At 59.7% G+C, this 16,285-nt stretch carries 12 protein-coding genes and 1 pseudogene; 4 read left to right on the forward strand and 9 right to left on the reverse strand.

The window, feature by feature from the left end:
- Nucleotides 1-4: 4 nt before the first annotated feature.
- From CKO42_RS17245 to CKO42_RS17260, 4 genes are all read right to left on the reverse strand, one after another.
- On the reverse strand, nucleotides 5-2,266 hold the full coding sequence (locus tag CKO42_RS17245) for a hypothetical protein (protein WP_200246712.1): 2,262 nt from the start codon (nucleotides 2,264-2,266) through the stop codon (nucleotides 5-7).
- On the reverse strand, nucleotides 2,247-3,491 hold the full coding sequence (locus CKO42_RS17250; RefSeq protein WP_200246714.1) for a hypothetical protein: 1,245 nt from the start codon (nucleotides 3,489-3,491) through the stop codon (nucleotides 2,247-2,249). The genes CKO42_RS17245 and CKO42_RS17250 overlap by 20 nt, the downstream gene beginning before the upstream one ends.
- 139 nt (nucleotides 3,492-3,630) lie before the next feature.
- Entirely contained in the window at nucleotides 3,631-4,536 is a 906-nt protein-coding gene (locus CKO42_RS17255; RefSeq protein WP_200246716.1) for a hypothetical protein, read from the reverse strand.
- Entirely contained in the window at nucleotides 4,533-4,922 is a 390-nt protein-coding gene (locus CKO42_RS17260; RefSeq protein ID WP_200246718.1) for a hypothetical protein, read from the reverse strand. The genes CKO42_RS17255 and CKO42_RS17260 overlap by 4 nt, the downstream gene beginning before the upstream one ends.
- Nucleotides 4,923-5,105: 183 nt before the next feature.
- Between CKO42_RS17260 and CKO42_RS17265 the strand changes: the two genes are divergently transcribed.
- Together CKO42_RS17265 and CKO42_RS17270 are read left to right on the forward strand one after the other, a co-directional pair.
- Nucleotides 5,106-5,735 (forward strand): hypothetical protein, encoded by a 630-nt coding sequence (locus tag CKO42_RS17265; RefSeq protein ID WP_200246720.1) that lies wholly within the window; start codon nucleotides 5,106-5,108, stop codon nucleotides 5,733-5,735.
- 43 nt (nucleotides 5,736-5,778) lie between these two features.
- The gene (locus CKO42_RS17270) at nucleotides 5,779-6,495 is read left to right on the forward strand and encodes a hypothetical protein (protein ID WP_200246722.1); all 717 of its coding nucleotides are present in this window, start codon (nucleotides 5,779-5,781) and stop codon (nucleotides 6,493-6,495) included.
- A 49-nt stretch (nucleotides 6,496-6,544) separates the two neighbouring features.
- Here CKO42_RS17270 and CKO42_RS17275 read toward each other — a convergent pair whose 3' ends face one another.
- Entirely contained in the window at nucleotides 6,545-6,973 is a 429-nt protein-coding gene (locus CKO42_RS17275) for a hypothetical protein (RefSeq protein ID WP_200246724.1), read from the reverse strand.
- A 102-nt stretch (nucleotides 6,974-7,075) separates the two neighbouring features.
- Between CKO42_RS17275 and CKO42_RS17280 the strand changes: the two genes are divergently transcribed.
- On the forward strand, nucleotides 7,076-9,367 hold the full coding sequence (locus tag CKO42_RS17280; protein WP_200246726.1) for a hypothetical protein: 2,292 nt from the start codon (nucleotides 7,076-7,078) through the stop codon (nucleotides 9,365-9,367).
- Between the two features lie 353 nt (nucleotides 9,368-9,720).
- On the opposite strand, the gene CKO42_RS17285 is transcribed toward CKO42_RS17280, so the two are convergent.
- The 4 genes from CKO42_RS17285 to CKO42_RS17300 all read right to left on the reverse strand — a co-directional run bounded on the left by CKO42_RS17285 (nucleotide 9,721) and on the right by CKO42_RS17300 (nucleotide 14,997).
- Nucleotides 9,721-10,452 (reverse strand): hypothetical protein, encoded by a 732-nt coding sequence (locus tag CKO42_RS17285; RefSeq protein ID WP_200246728.1) that lies wholly within the window; start codon nucleotides 10,450-10,452, stop codon nucleotides 9,721-9,723.
- Between the two features lie 111 nt (nucleotides 10,453-10,563).
- Nucleotides 10,564-11,838, reverse strand: a complete 1,275-nt coding sequence (locus tag CKO42_RS17290) for a hypothetical protein (RefSeq protein WP_200246730.1) — start codon at nucleotides 11,836-11,838, stop codon at nucleotides 10,564-10,566.
- A gap of 693 nt (nucleotides 11,839-12,531) precedes the next feature.
- Nucleotides 12,532-13,863: a transposase family protein gene (locus tag CKO42_RS17295; RefSeq protein ID WP_200246732.1), complete on the reverse strand. Its 1,332-nt coding sequence runs from the start codon at nucleotides 13,861-13,863 to the stop codon at nucleotides 12,532-12,534.
- A gap of 207 nt (nucleotides 13,864-14,070) precedes the next feature.
- Nucleotides 14,071-14,997 carry a Druantia anti-phage system protein DruA gene (locus tag CKO42_RS17300; RefSeq protein ID WP_200246734.1) on the reverse strand — a complete coding sequence of 309 codons (927 nt, stop codon included), beginning with the start codon at nucleotides 14,995-14,997 and terminating at the stop codon, nucleotides 14,071-14,073.
- A gap of 157 nt (nucleotides 14,998-15,154) precedes the next feature.
- Between CKO42_RS17300 and CKO42_RS27435 the strand changes: the two are divergent.
- Nucleotides 15,155-15,523: pseudogene (locus tag CKO42_RS27435) on the forward strand (IS4 family transposase); the annotation flags it as partial.
- Nucleotides 15,524-16,285: the final 762 nt, after the last annotated feature.

Genomic DNA, 16,285 nt, shown 5'->3' on the forward strand with positions numbered 1-16,285 from the left:
AACTTCACAGTGGAAGCAGTCCAGCATCAATCAGCTGTTTCGGCGTGACGGCTTGGCCAAGCGGAAGCACTGATTGCTCGAATGCCGCGCGGTCTTTGATCAGTTGCGACCAGTCCTTTAGCTCACCATCACCCAGCCAGTCAGGGAAGCGAAGCGGCGTCTCTGTCGTGCGTTGTGCCTGGACGCGCCGGAGCATGTTGGCGGCTTCAGAGGATCTTCCTAGCAGGGCATTGAGGGCGGTCAACTCCAAAAAATACCGCTCCTTCTCCAAGGCGACGACAACCGTGTCCCACGAGGGCAGCGAATCTGGCAGGTCAATCCCGTCGCGACGGCTGAGATGCAAGAAGGCGAGGATGAAGCCCGGCGGTCCGGGGTCGCCCATGATGAACTGTTTGTGCAACAGTTCCACAAATCCGAAGAGAAAATCGCACGCCTCCTGGCTGCCTGCTCGCCATGCCCAGGCGGCGTAGGCTCGCATCAGATAGATCTGGTCTTCGTTGCCGGGGCCAAAACCCTGTTGCAGGATGTTCGCGTTCACAAGCAAGTCGCGCACCTCGGCCGCGAGGGGGAGCGATGCTTCAGGGTCATGCCAAGCACCAATATAGAGCAGCCACGCCAGTTCACGATGTCCATTCTCTTGCAGTCGTCGGCTTTCCTCGCGCTTGATGTGGTAGATGGCCTCTGCGCGTTGCGGCTTGCCTTGCCGCAGGGCAATACGCGCCGCGCGATCCCGGAGTTTGTGTTGTTCCGCCTGCGCTTCTTCGTCAACGCGTTGCGCTAGGCAGTCCTCCAACTGTTGCACCAAGATCGCCGCCGGGTCGGGCAGGTTAACATCCACGAGCAATCCGATGAGGTGCCCAATGAGTCCGGCGGCGCGGGTACACAAACTCTCCGGCCTGAGCGCCGACAGCCCTTTGGCGATGTCTTGCAGAGAGAGGGCGTAACGTCCATGACGGTAGGCGAGTTTGGCCCAGTAGTGATAGGCTGGGGCTGGCATGTCGACCTGAGCGCGTTCGAGGGTGCGGCGAGCCTGTTCGAGTCTCTGGATCTGGCGGTGATCGTAAGCCTCGGCAAAATGAGCCTCCAAGGCTTTCACCCAGACCTGTGACAGTAACCAGCAACGGTCGCTCTGGCGTTGCAATTGAGCGAATAGCCATCGTTCGGCCTGCTCGTCTAAGTAGCCGACGTTGAGGCGTTCCCGAAGCGCTTTTTCAGCCTTGTCTAGGGGATGGTCGGCCTGAAAACAGCGCAGTGTCAGCCGATTCAGCAAGACGCGTAGGGCTTCCTCGTCGTGATCGCGCGAGGCGTTCGCCAAGGTTTGGTCATCGCATTCCTCAAGCCGAGGGGTATCAGCCATGCGCAAGTCGGCGCGACCCATCAACTGCATCAGGCGCGCACCGCGACCGGAAGTGGTCTCCGCCGCGCTTTGCAGGTCGAGCAGAACGGCGCCGATTTGCTCGCCAGCCTGCCATGCGGGTAAGAGCGCAGCGAGAAAACGACCGGCTGCTTCAGGACAGGGACGGCCCAAGGGTGCTAAGCAGGTTTGTGCACCGGCAGAGAGCAGCCTGGGCGCATCCCAGACTAGGTTGCCCTCGTCGTTGCCGCAGGCGAGCAGGATGACCAAGGGGGGTAAGCCGCGGTGCGTCGGCAGTGTCCAACTTCTGCCATCGGGCAAGCGGAAGGGCTGTTGTGTCAACGACTCGGTGCCGTGCGAGACGACAACCAAGGCGCCCAGTTCGGCGACATCGGCTTTTTCAAGGAAATAACGGACCGCCGTGTATCCGTCGATGATTTGCGCGATGCCTTGAGGCAGAGACTGCGTGGGTTGAATCGGCTCATCAGCCGATAGCAGGTTCAGCACGACGATCGACCGGCTTGGATGGATCGGTGGCCGTGGTTGCGTCTCCTTAGCCGCATAACGTTCCACCAAGAGGGTGCCGAACAGCGGGTTGCCGCCAGCGTGCATCCTTTCGTAAGGACATTGCTGCCAGAGAACGTCCAGCGCTTCGCTGAGATGCAAACGCAGTGGATGCCCCTGACTGAGCAAGTCAGCCAGACGCTCGCCGAGCGGTTCGGCGAGCGCATACCGGAGGTTCGAACACTTGCGATGATCACGCAGGGCGCGAACGCTCTCGGTGCTGTGCGATGCGAAGGGGCCAGTCAGGTTGAGGAATTCGGTGTGGTTGGGCGTCCACCAGCGCACACCGTCGGCTTCTGGCCAGATCCAGGCCTCTTCGATCAGGTTGTTATTGGGGAGCACGGACACGACTCAACTCGACAAAAAAGAGGACTTGATCGTTGTCATCGCGAATGAAAAACGTCCAGTCTTGGTCGGCACCGACAAACAAATCGACCTCTGGGTGATCCGCGTTCAGCAAGGTCTGCTGTCTCACCTGGTCACCCCGTGCAATGCCAACGCTCAGGGGTTCCTCTTGCACGCGTGTCAGGTGGATCTGAACCGCGTCTCCTTCATTCGAGGTAAGCAGGCGAAACTCGACCAGATCGCCAAGGCGCTGCGCCTGTTCGCTGGCAACGTCTCTGCCGTTGTCTGATGGCGCTTGATCGCTGAGCGCTGCCACGGGAACCGGCATCAGCGACAGGTCGGCGGCCTGCGCGGCGGCCTTGAACGCATTCAGCAGGGTTTCCCACCAAGGCTGGGCTTGGGATGCGGCGCGTTGCTCAAGGGCGTTCTGTGCCATGGCGCGCAGAAAACCGGCGGCCTCAAAGTAGAGTTCCTGATAGCGCCATCGCGGATCGGTCGCGTCACCCAAAGGGCTGCCCGTCAACACGAGATGACCCGCCGAGGTGGTGCGTTGCACCAAGGTTCCCGGCGCCGCCTTGCTGAGGTCTGGCTGCTCACCGCCAAGATCGTTGGCTAGTGCCCGCACAGCCGCCAGTCGGTCCGGCGAGAGCTGACCCAGTGCGGCACTGATGGCCGGCACATAGAGGTGAACCGGATTCCAGGTCTGAACCATGGCCGCAAGCGGTTCATAGGGCTGATCGCTATCCTCGAGCAGCAGATCCCAGTGTCCCGCATAGTCCATTTCGCTTGCCATCAGCCAGCCATACCAAATGTCCCTGTGCTCGGTCGGTTCCGATAGCAACGCAAAGAATGGGCGTGACATATCCCAATCCAAAGGGCCATGCGGCCCCATCGCTTGATCGATCCGCACGATCAATCCAGGTTGGGGCGTGGTGGGCAAGCGGAGGTTTTGTGCGTCGATGCGATGCTGTACTAGTTCAGCAAGCCGAGGCGGTAACGGAACTGGTGCGATCACCTCGGGCGCCTGATCGGCCTCGGATGCCTGATCTGAGGTCTGCATCTCCTGCAGCGCTTGCTGATAGCGTTGTACGCCGGCGTCCGTTGCCAGCGCTTCGCGCTGCTCAGGGGGCAGCGAAAGATCATCATCAAGGTAGCGTTGTACCAGGGCCTCAGAGGGATCAAACAGGTTTGCTTCGATCGTGGTGAGAGACGGTGAGAGCCCGCGCATGTGATGTACTCCTCGCGCCTTGCGCCGAAGACGCCTCATGGGTGCCGGCACTGGGCGTGTATCAGTTTTATTGATCGAACGACATTCGATCATGTTGTAAAAACAGCCAAGGCTGATGCGCGATCCGTGCAAGACGCGATCAGCATGGCTCCTGACTGTTCAACGCAACCAGGCAGAGAATTTTCAACGCCAGGGACATTTCTTCCAGATGCTCGGGGTCGACTGGAATGCCGAGAGTCTGCAGCCACTGGCCCCGATAACTGGCGCGGAAGGCGTCGAGCGCGGCATCTTGGGTTTTTGGGACGGTGATGCCGATCTTGATCGCGCGGTTGTGATAAGAGCGGATGCCGTGCTTGCGCGCGAGGGCGCTCAGAGGGATCGCATCCGCTGGGTCGGGACACTGGTGACAGCGCAAGTAGAGCCGAATCCAGGTGCTTTCTTCAGCGAGTGCTGACCAAGTTCCCTGTCCGTTAAGGAAGTCTTGGGCCTCGCGCGTGATGTCCGCAAGCTCGACCCCGAGGAGTTGTGCGACATGGTCGCGTATCTGCGTGGCTTGTGCGCCCGCATCTTCGTTTGATAGTAGGGAACCAAGCTGATCCTCAACCAATTCATGGAGACCCTGGGTGAGTGGGTTGCCATCGATTGAGTCTTGGCCTGCGGATTGACTCAGAACTTTTTGATGGAGCTCGGCGAGCGTTTCACTTGGGTTTTCATCCTCGCTGGTTGGATGCACGCGATGCTTCAGGTATCCATCCCGCTTTCGGCTCAGGAGGTAATTTGTGTAGAACGTAGACAAGGCACCCGCGTGATCAACACTGGTCTGACGATCCGAGAGCGCGAAGACCTTGTCTTGGAAGAAGTCCTGGACCGCCTCATCGGGGGTCATGGCCAGCGTTGCGACGATATTGCGACACTTTGGCCTTAGGGCGTGGCAGATGATTGAGTAAAGCGTTTCCCATTCAGTTGCCGACAGGGTTGCGCGTCGGTTCCATAGGTCACTGAGTTGGCGGTCGACTGTATCGTTATGAGGCGTGTTCGCGGTCACGAGCATCCCTCCTGGGCGCGCTTCCAGTTAGCAATGGCGAGGCGAGTGGGGTGATCAAGGATGCCGAGCTCTATCAATGCGTCCTGAGAGACCGCCTCAACGCGCGGGCAAAGGTAGCTGTCGCGTTCATCCTGATGGGGCCGTTTGAGGAAACATTTTCCGTGAGGGATGCAGAAAAAATCCGCATGCCGCTTCGTTGTCGCAGGAAACAGATAGGTGCGTGAACCGAGCCTTGCCCACGAAATCGCTACGCGCCATTCCGATGGGGTGCGCCGATTGCGACCGAAGACCAACGCTGATTGCTGAACGAGATAGCAGGTTCCTTGCGCGAAATCTGCTTGTGGGGTGTGCGCCTGAGGTCTTGGGCGCCGCTGGTACAGATGCATCGATAGCGTCTCCTTCTGTCTCGCCAGGGCGATCGTGCCTGGCCACCCTGCGTAGGTGTTGGGATTCTAGCACCTCCGAGTGCCGAATCAGGAGCGCGGCAACGCAACGCTGAAAATCCCTCCGAAGGGTGCGTTGACACTGGCAGAGACCAGATTCGCGCCACCGCCCCCGGAGGATTTCCCATGACCGCAAGCACTCAGCCTTCCGCCCGTGCCATTCGTCCCGTTCACGCTCTTCCGTTTGTCGCGGTGCTCGCCAGTGCCAGTGCGCTGTGCTGTGTCAGCGCCAGTGCGGAGGCAGGCGGGTTCCGGAGTCATCGAGCTGACGCCGCACTCGAAGCCGCTCAGCTCATCGCGCCCCCATCAGCTGCTGCTGCGCTTGAGGTGGTTGACACCGTTAGGGACACGGCCGCAACGGCGGCGGGTGCGACCACGGCGGCCTCGGTGGCGGGTGGTTCTGGCCCGGTCATTCTGAGCAAGCTTGCCGCAGCCGGTGGGCCTGTCACTGCGGGTGCGCTTTCCGGGTTCGGTGTTGCTGGTCTGCAGAACAAGTATCTCTATTCGGACTGCGACAACGTTGATGCCTGCGATGCGGCGGCGATTGCCGGCTATGCAGGAGCAGGTGCGGGTGTTGCCGGGGCGGCGGCTCTGGGGGCGACCTATGGGGTCGGGGCCTCTGGATTGGCCGCCATTGGCGGCATGGTCGGTGGCGGGATGGCTGTGGGAGCTGCGGGTCTGATTGCGCTGCCGGCATTGGGTGCGGTGGCGATCGGCGCCGGCGTCTATGGCATTGCTTCGCTGTTCAGCGACTGAGAGGTTTTCGATGCTCGAAGTTCCATCGCGGAGGAGGCTTGCCATGACCCGTCCAACATCATCCCTGCTGGTCCCGGTCGCTGTACTTGCGGTCGGTCTTTCACTGTTTCCTGAGACCGGTGAAGCCCGTTCAGTGCTTGGGCGGCTGTGGGATCGTTTTGCCGAGCCATCAGTGGAGATCCTGGCGAAGGCCGTACCGCCGAAAACCGCCGCAGCGATGCGTTGGCCTCAATCCCGGTCGGCAGCGAACGGCCGGGTGATCGCCTTTGTCAGCTCGCATCAGAAGGGTACGCTTGGCGACCGGCTCACGGCCTTGCGGCTGACCGGGCAAGGCTATGAGAAGCTACCCAGCAAATACAATAGCCTGCATGGCATTGATGGGGTCTTTGTGCGGCGCACCCCAAAGGGAGATATCGCTGAGATCCGACTGGTTGAGAACAAGGTCGATTCGGCGATGCTCAACCCCGGCCCGCCGGCGCAGATGAGTGATGCCTGGATTCGGCAATCGTGCCAGAAGATGCTGAACACCGGCGATGCCGGGGCGGCGGACACCGCGCGCTTGGTGCTTGCGCATCTGGACAGCCCAAGACTGCGGCGCGAGCTGTGGCATCATGACCTGTCAACCGGCAAGACGACCGTGCGCAGCGTCGATCATAGCGGTCAGCCACAGAATATCAACCAGCGCTGGGGGGATCGGCTGGTGGCGAATGAGCTGAATCGCCAGTGCGAAGCGGCGCGGTTGGTGTGTCAGACGCCGTAGCCGCCTGAGCACAAGCTCACGGCCTCACGGCCGGATGCTCGGCTGCATGCTAACCATCGTTCATTACGTAATCGCTATAGGTTTCTGCTAGAGGATGATTGCAATGACGGATACCAAGACCAACACTCAGCCCAATGGTCCCTTTTTCAACGCGGATCTCGCCGACGAGACGCGTCGGGAGGAGATTGCGCGGCAACTCGAGGGGGTGCAGTGGCGGATGACGATCGATAGCAATCAGCCGTCCGATCGTGTGTTTGGATTCCTTGCTCATGCCGCATTTCCGGATGGTGTGTTCTTTTCTACACGAAACCTCGGGCCATGGGCTGAAAACGGAAAGCTGAGGCCATTTACGACGGTTGACGTTGAGGTCAAGCCAAAATTTGATGATGGAAAAGAGCGCTGGGGCTTCGCGGTCGCCAAAGCCGACTGCGTTGAGATTCTGACGGATTTGGAGTTCGCGCTCCAGAAGCTGCGTCACTATGTGTCTTCGTGGAAGGATGATGGCGGTGCGGAGCTGCCATCATTGCAGTCCGCTTGCCTAGAGATTGATCCAGACTGCCAGTCTCAGATTGATAAGGTGATGAAGTTAGGTCGGGGGGACGAGAATCTGCTCAACGCTTTCTACAATCTCGGGAGGCGGCTTGGCAAGTCCTTCGTCACAGATCCAGTGTTTCTTGAAAAATTACAGCAACTCAATGACCGCCGACCTGATCTGACGGGTAATGCCTGGTTTAATGTCAGAAAAGGGGCGACCGCCGCTAAGCGCGGAGCGGATGCTGGAAAACGCAGACGACAGGGCCAGCCGGTGTCCAAGATACGGGCGCCTCAGCAAGTCAGCGCGCCATCCCCCAAGGCCCTGCCGGCGCTGGAAAAGACTGATCTACCTTTAGCGCAACCAACCGCGTTGCATCCGCGTGACCTTCGTGCGCTGAATCCCCAGCCAGTCTGGCAACTCCTGATTGATGAAACAGGCACTGCCTTCGGTCTGGAAGCGGGCGGTTTAAGTGCCGATGATCGCACCCTGGGACGATTTGTTGGTCTGTTACTTCCCGCCGAACAACAGGGGCTCGCGCCTCTGCCGGTCGGCTGGCATGCCGTGGACCAAGGCATCGACGAGATCGATCGGGTCGTGCAGGGCATTCTGGATGCACCTGTCGGCGTCATCGGCATCACCGTACAGCAGCTCCCGCAAGCGCCGGGTGAACGCTGGGCGTTCGGCGTGATTCGTTTGATCGATCTGGTTTTGCGGTTGATGCCGCTCGATGAACTGACTCGGCTCGAGGTGCTGATCGAACAGCGCGGGCGGGTCTTCAAAGGCGGCACCCAATGGCCCGCCGTGGCCGAACAGGCGCGCTTGCGTCTGGCGGAAGGCTATCCCGAGCGGGCGCAACAGGTGGAATTGACGATTCGCACCATTACCAAGCAGGACTCTCCCTATAACGGCTACGTCGATGCGCTGGCGTTCATCGCCTCCGGCAGTTCCGAGCATTCCCGTGCCTGTCTTGCTGCTTCCGGGCTCTCAGGCACTTGCCTGTTGGGTGGTGATGCCGAGTTCCTCGGTCGCATGCTGGAATGGATGGACCGGGGCCGCACGCTCGAAGGTATCGACTGGACAGCACTGCTGGCCACGCCGGAGTCTGAACAGCCGGGGAGCTTGGTCGCAACCCTGCTGGAGCGTCTCGGTACTGCCGCCGCGCGTGATACTAGCCTATGGCGCCGCTATCTCGATCACCTGTCGGGGCATTTGGATAGTCGGAATCTCAATCTGCCCTTGCTCGGACGTCAAGTCATTTGGCTGGATCGCTGGAAGCCTGTTGATCAGGCGCTGCCGCAGCCCATGCGGTTGCTATGGCTGACGGCGCAATTGGCGCGGGCCAATCATCTGGGCCAAACCGAACAGCCCTGGATTGAGGAGATGCGCGCGCTCGCTGACCAACTGTTCAGGGAGGACGCCAAGCTGGTCTGTCGTGCCGAGCTGAATCTCGCGGTGACCGCTACGAACCAGTTTGATTTCGAGCAGGCTGGTCAAGCTCTAAAACGCTGGAACCCCACGACGGTCGAGGCGCCTGGGGGGCTGCGCGGGCTGATGCAGAAATTGCTCGGGATGCAACCGCCACCGGTCGGAACGCAGGCCGATCCCGCGGCCACTGCCGGGCTGCGTTACTGGGGACAGCTGCGCTCCAGTCTTGGACAGCACGCGGCTTTTCTTGGCGATCTTGATGCTGCGGTGCGCTATTTCGATGAGGCGCTGGCGTGTTTCGATCAGTTGTCCGACCCGGAAATGGCGCGCAAGGAAAAGGGTCAGACCAATACCTATCGTGCGATCGCACTGATGGATGATCCGGCTCAAGATGAGACGAAGGTCCGTCAAGCGGTTGAAACCGTGATCGGCGCTTTGCCGCAAGCCTTGGACAGGCTCGCCGGATCGGTGTCGAACCATGACAAATATGCCCATCATCTGGCCTTGCGTTGGCTGGTGCATCGGCCCGATGCCACCTTGGCCGAGCAGTATCTGGCGCGGCGAGAGGACTGGGATACGGCAGAAGGGCATCCCTGGCCCCTGATCCAGCTCTACCGGGGGCTGCTGCTGTATCCTCAGGATGCCGAAGCCGCACGGGAACTGGCGCTCGATGGCGCGGGCGTTGCCTTTGCTGATGACAGCGGGCCTGTGGTGCGCCTGATTGGCGCCTGCTGCCGCACGATTGCGGCGGGATGGGGTGAGCCTTGGGAGCAGGCAGCGTCAGTGCTCAATCAGCTTGATCAATCGCTGCCGTTGGCTGTGCCACGGATTAATCGGCTGCGTCACGCCCAACACACTCCGATGGAACCGCTCGCGCTGCTGCGATTCGTGCTGCCGTTCAATTTTCGTTGACAGCGACCACTCGAAAACCAGCCGGGTCGTGAGTGTGTCGCCTCAGGGTTACGCCTAAGTTGACGCGCTAGACCCCATACACATCCGGTTTGCCATGAGATGGGGCAACTTCAGGACGGAGTAACCCTAAACGGGTCTATTCGACCCGCATCTGGACTTTCAGTCCGTAATTCCAGCCCTTTTAAGGTGGCGAAATTCGTCTGACTGCAAGCCCCTGATTTTTCGTCAAGGTGCTTGCGGCGGATAGCGTGGTTCGGTGACTGCCAGATTCGCCCGGCATCGTAAACCACTGATCTTAAATGTTGTTTTTATGCACCTTAAAAGGGCTGGTCCGTAATTCCAACCCGCTAGCTTTAGCTGTTGGTTGTTGAGTAAGCTCTCTCTGCAACTCTATCCAGTACATCAAGAACGGCAAAACTTACCATATAAGCTTGGTTTTTACTTGGAATCGGAGCTTGTTCTTTGGCATGAACACCTATTATTCTTTGCTGATTGATAATATTCCACATGTTTTTGATTGCAGGATCAAAATATGTATCTGAGTCTTCGATTTCACGTAGTAATTTGCCGACCATCCAATCCTTTTCTACTTCTCTGCCTATAATAACCAATTGCATCTTGAGGCAAAGCTCAAGAATTCTTCCGGCAATTGCAAGCGTTGCTCTATAAGCCTTTATATTAAGACAGGAGTTTAATTCTGCAAGGTCATTTCTTAGATCTGGATAGTGAATAGTGTTAGAGAGGTGAGTTTCAATTTTATTGGATGTTTCCTGGAGCGACTCTAATAGTCCTTCAAGACTTATTTTGTCATCGGTTACAGTATTTTCATCGGCAATTGTTTCTGCTAGTTGAGGTGTTATAGGGAGATATCCTTCGTCCTCAGTTTCTTCCCAATGTCCACGTTCATAACGATCATACGTGTAGAACAAATAGTAATCGTTTTTTTCATTATGTTTGCATAAGTAAAATGTATACTCATAAATCGGGCCTGGCCATTGATACGCATCTTTTGTATTCCAAGCGCAATGGTATGATCCTGGTATTGTCTTGCGAACTATACATTCACTAAATTTAATGTTTTGCATATTTATCTCGAAGCCTAATACTACTTTGCTAGATTAATTCCGAGCCCCTGGCTCAACCAGTATCATTCGCGCTGTCGGGATCATTTTCTCTCAACGGTGTCCGCTTCCCCCTCACAGGTACGCCATCAACAATGGCCGCAGCTGCGTCTCATAGAGCTGTGGCGAGGCCGGCTTGAGAAACGCGAGTTTAAAGAAGCGTAACACCTGGCGGCTCAGTTTCGACGTATAGCGATACAGCGGCGCACTCCAAGCCGGGCGCTCCGTACCGACCGCCCGATCGGCGAGCCCCTGTTGGCGCCGATCCTGCTTACGCAACACCTTCTCATCGCGAGCGGGCTCGCCCTGCAGGCAGCGCGCGAGCATCAGGTGCACCAGCAGGGTGGTGATGATCGCCAGATCGGCCTGATTGGCGATCGCCACCGATGACTTGCCCCACGCCTTGGCCACCGCGAAGTCATTCTTCCAGTTGTCATGCGTCTTCTCCTGTTCCCAGCGCCGGCCATACAGGAAGGCGACCACACCTGGCAGCAGGGTGAAATCGTTGCTTAACAACTCCAGCTCCTTGCCTCCTGGCGTGCGGTAGCGGATCAGACGCCACTCCTGCTGCGAGCTGGTCAGCCGGATGCGCAGGTCCGAGAGGACCCCCGCGTTGCAGGGATGCTCAGCGATCGGTAAGCCTTCGGTTGAATCCACGCAGAGGTTCTTCTTCATGCGGGTGATCACCGTCGCCCTGAGCGCCCGCTTCTTGGCATCCCAAAACGGTGCATTGACAAAGCCCCGATCCACCACCCAGAGGGTCCGGCGCTCTTGGGTCAAGGCGTCGCTGCGTTGATCATACGCGCGCAACACCCGCATCTCATGGTGGCTGCGCGTCTCGCTCAGCACATCGTCAATGACCCCGATGCGCATGTTCTGGAAGGCCAGCAAGGCATGCCCCTTGGGATTGTCCTCACCACCCTGTTTGGGTGTGCAGCGGGGATAGTGGGCGCTCTCCTGCTGGTAGGTCCCGTCCAGCGCCCGCACCGGGCGTCCAGCCAGCCCAGGAATCTCGGCCAAGCGATCCGGCAAGGCAGCCGCCGCCTCGGCGCGCAGTTCCGCCACCACCGCCCGCAACACCGCTTGGCGCTCCGTGGAGGCCAACGCATCCGCCCAGGTCGAGCGCGCCAAGGGCGGGCGCTCAACAGCATTCACATCCAGATGCAGCAGCTGCTGAATCTGCTCGCGCAGCGCCGAGGTACCCTGCAGATGGCGCAGCACACCAAGACTGATGAAGGCCTCGCTGCTCAGCACCCGCCCGGGCGCCTTGGGCGGGCGCACGCGAGACAAGGCGCGCTGCAGAGGCGCGAGCACGTCGCCAAAGACGGTGTGATCCGTGAGCGTTTGCATTAGGCTGGTTAATCGGGTTTTATCACACATGGTCGCGTTCTCGATAGGATGGGCCTATGAAAACGCTTTTCGTCGCCGGCTCTCTTGTCAAGCGTTTTTATTGATACGATTGCGGCAGATCAATAAAAAGGCGACCGCTCACAGCGGGCTGGGCGGGTCTGCGGGCCGCCCTCAACGGGCGAATCAAAACACAAACTTGCCTGCCTTCGGATGCCATCGACAGCCTCTGGTGGCCGGTTAAACTCGATCAGGCTGTGGCTCATTGGTTTGGGAGCCGGTCACCGTTGATTTTCTCTATAATATCGCTCAATGTCTTTACGTCGTTGTGCATGCCGAATATCCATCTGTGCGATGCGCCGATCAACCGCATCAGGATCATTGAGGAGCATGGCGATGATGAGCAAACGGATGTCACGCGCACTCAACAGTGGGCAGGACGCTGTTTGCTAAATACGCTCCTTCACCAAGAACGACAAGGACAGCATGACCAGTGCAGCCCTGACGCACGACTTCCGAGGCGTCAGCAGATTGGCTGGAAAAGTGGTGATATTCCCATCCAACCCCAGCGCGAAGCGAGCCTGAGCGCCATCCTGGCGGCAAAAAACCGACCCCGATCGAGGCTGAAGCCCCCTGAGGCAACAGGCCCCCGCCGCCTGCGGTGAGCAAGCGGTCACCCTCACGCCGGCGTCGGCCTCAGCGCAAGCGCAATCGAAACGGACGGTTCAGGCGCTGCTCAATCTCCACGGGATCGAGCCAAGGACCGGTGAGGGTCGTGCGGATCAAGCCGATCGCCGCCTGCACCCCAAGCTGAGCGAACAGCCCAGCGAGCTCCTTGGAGAAGCGGGCCAAGGTATTGATCAGGTGCGCCAAGCGCATCAGGAAGTGGTACCCCTTCATCGCATTCCACTGCTTAGCGAACGCATGCTCATAGGCATAGCCCTGGTGCTTTTCGACCAAAAACGCCCCCTCGATGCCCCAGCGATAGCGCGCCCCCAGGTTACAGCGGGTATGCACATTGAGCCGACTTAAAGGGCGCGAGGACAGCCACACATGTCGGCTCTCCTGGGTGACAATCTCCGCGGTTTGGGGATCAACCACCTGCCAGTGCTCGCGGCACGTCACCACATGGACCTCGAGCGACTTCTTGGCATTGGGTCCATACGCATAATGAATCGCATTCACCCACTGGAAATCCTGCTCGCGTTCGCCCCAGCGCTGCTGTAGGCGGTTGTCCGGCTGTTCGTGGCCCAGGCTTCGGACCTCCTCCCATACGCTGGGCAGCGAACCGTCCTTGAGCACGATCATGAAATCCCAGTGGTAGGAGCGGCAGCGCTCCATGATCGGCCCATTGGCATAGAGGCCATCGAGCAGCAGCATCACTGGCAGGCGTGGGAAGGCCGTCTTGATGCGGGCCGCGAGGCGGTGAAAGGCCTTGGTCTCGCAGTCCTGCTTACGCTGTTCGCCATCACCGGGCGCGTACTCGAGAAACTCGCTCATCAAGGGGATGACCATGCCGTTGCGAAAGCACAGGCTGGCCTCGAGGACATAGACATAATACTGATACTGTTGCTCATCCTCGCTGTCGGGATCGACCTTGGGACCGATACGCCGCTGTAGCAAATGCTCACCCCACAACATTGAGAAGGCGATCTTCTGGGTGCCATCAATGCCAACGGGATAGGCGTTGTTGATCAGGTAGCGGGCAAACGTCTTGTTGCGAATCAGCTGCTTGACCAGCTCAAGATGCGCCTGCTCGATGGCACTGACATCGATGCGCGCGAGCACGCGAAACAGGGTATCGGCATGCGGGAGGCGCTCGAGCTGCGGAAACAACAGCCGCAGGTTCTGCTCGAACATCGGTCGGGTGAGCTCGGCATTGGCCGCCCGTCGGGAACCGTACTGAAACACAAACGCCAACAGTCCATAGAGCATCAGGACGGTGAGCTTGTGTTTGGTTTTCTTGGGGTTGCGCGGATCGGGGATCTTGCTCAAACGCTTGAGCAGCACGGGTAGCATCCGGCGCATGATCAGGATCAGCGCCGAGACCGCCTCGGTGCGCGCCGTGCGTTCTTCGTCGACGCTCTGAAAGGGGGAGGTGCGATTGGACGCCGTCGGCGCCGACGGCGGGTTCAGTCCGGCTTCACGCTGTTGCTGGCGTAAGCGGTCGTGCTGGCGTTTTTTTTCTCGCCTGTGCTTTGATCGCTTCGCGTCCCGGTCGTCGGCTTGGGTGGCTCATGGTTGACCTCTGAGTGAGCTGGAGCACAAGCGTGCCCGAAAGTCCGCCTGCAACGGCTTGGCGAACAGCAGTTTGGGGTGGGTGTGATAGTGCTTTCCCGGGCGCACCAGGCCTGCACCGCTGGTGCGCCCCAACAGTTCCCAGCCGGCGCCACGGTAACAACTGCCGCGATACTGGCGCGGGTCGACGAAGGTCTCCAGCAGCAGCGGGCGATAGCCCCAGCGTGCCTGCCAGTCGTCGCCGACCTGGCGCGCCAGCTGTCCCAGCACGTGGCTGGCCAGATTCGGCACCATGACACCGGGGAACAGGAGGAAGCGGCTGTTATTGAGCACCCAGGGCAGGTTCGCGAGGCGTTGCCGGTCACTCCAGCCAATCCAGCGCTCGCGTGCGCTCAAGGCTTTGGCCGCACCGCTGAGCAGGACACAGCCGAGCCAGTGCTCGGCGGATTCGATGAGGTAGCGCGCCCAGTAGCCGAAGGGTTGTTTGTAGCCGAGGGGATGATGGCGCGCGAGGGCGTCATTGCAGCGCTGTTCATCGCGCGCCTCGCGGGCCAGGCGCAGACGCACGCCGCCGAGCGCGCAGAGCGGGCCGGCGAGTGTCGGCAGCGGATCGGGCAGCGGATCGGGCAGCGGGCTGGTCGCGAGCGCGGCGCGCACGCGCGGGCCGGGATGGCTTTTCTCTTGCCGCAGCGCCGGGCGGCGCAGTTGCCCGGCCGCTTCCAGGCGGGTCAGCAGCTTGGTGCAGGCGTCAATCTTTGGCCGGCCTGCTGGCGTGAGCCAGTCGAGGTGCTCGCAGAGCGTGGCGGTGAGCTCCGAGCGTGCTAATCCGGGAAAGCGTGCAGTGAAGGCGCGGATGTAGGCGAGATCCTCGGGCGTGATCTCTCGATCCCCTTGCCACCAGGTCGTGCGGTCTTGATCGTGCATGCAAGGCGCATCCGGTCTGCAGAATGATTCAGGCTCAATCGTCTCACGACGCCGACGTCGTGATCTACCCGCTTTTGCGAACACTTTTTTCGCCTTCCCCGCAGGCCTTACTGGGGTTAGGCTCTGGAGATCGTGCGTCAGGGCTGTGGGCATGGAGCATCTGCGCTGCAAGACGCCCGCGATGGCCCGCAAGGAGCTGTGGGTCTACCTGCTCGCCTACAATCTGATCCGCCTGCTCATGGCTCAATCCGCGCTGCTCGCCGACCAGCTCCCGCGTCAGCTAAGCTTCAAGCACAGCGTTCAGATCTGGTTGGCATAGCAGCAGCGCAGTGGTGACAGCGAGGAGGGCGTCACCCTCAATGCCCTGCTGATCCTCATCGCCGGACCCCGTGTCGGACAGCGTCCCGGCCGCATCGAGCCCCGCGCGCTAAAGCGTCGACCCAAACCGTTCCCCCTCTTGATGCAGCCACGAGAGGCGGCCCAGCAGCATGTGCGCGAGCATGGTCATCCGAAGAAGAAGAATTAGCGCTAAAGCCTAGCGTATGAAGGCCGCCTGTAAGTTACTGTTTTAAAAAAGATAGTCTGCTTAAGTAAGTGCGATTCCAACCCGACCCCTTTGCTCAGCACCCATTACAGGCACGTCAACGCTCGTACGGGTCGGTCCGTCCTCGAACCCTGCATTGGTACTCTGTGCCTTGCTTTTCTTCGCTTGGCAGGCTCCCTTGGCATCAGGGTCCGAGTTCCCGCAGTTCCACCGAAGCGCCTGAATCGAGCTCGCGCCCTCTCTATGCCGGACACCACCCACCCAGTACACAGGTTCCCGATGGGCTCGTCCCAGAGATCATTGTGGCCTCTGGTTTTGATGTCTGCTGTTCAGTTTCGACACCTCAACGAGGGTTCGTGGTCACTCGCCTTCTCGATTCTTACCTGACGCATCACATGGATGCGCCTTCTCCCCCGACGCTCACGACCACGGTCTTCAGCCAAGGCCGCTCGGGGGTGGTTTGGAGCCGGCCCCTGCAGGCAGACTCCGGCGGGTCGGTTCCGCCATCGCTTCGGCAGCTTCTCATGCTGCCCGGTCAGCTCCTTGCCGACCAAAGCCGCATTGCTGCGGCACACACAACTACCTTGACATTCACCGCTCGTGCTGGGTCCAAACCTTCCGCCAAATTTCGTCGCAGTTCCCGCTTCAGATCAGCTCGGTTCGGTCTGCTGCGGTGGGGGCCGCCGCGTAGGCGTGGCAAGGCTTTGGCGACCGGGTTACGCCGCTGCGGCGGTTGGTGCTTGA

The sequence above is a fragment of the Lamprobacter modestohalophilus genome (assembly GCF_016583905.1).
Classification (GTDB): Bacteria; Pseudomonadota; Gammaproteobacteria; order Chromatiales; family Chromatiaceae; genus Lamprobacter; species Lamprobacter modestohalophilus.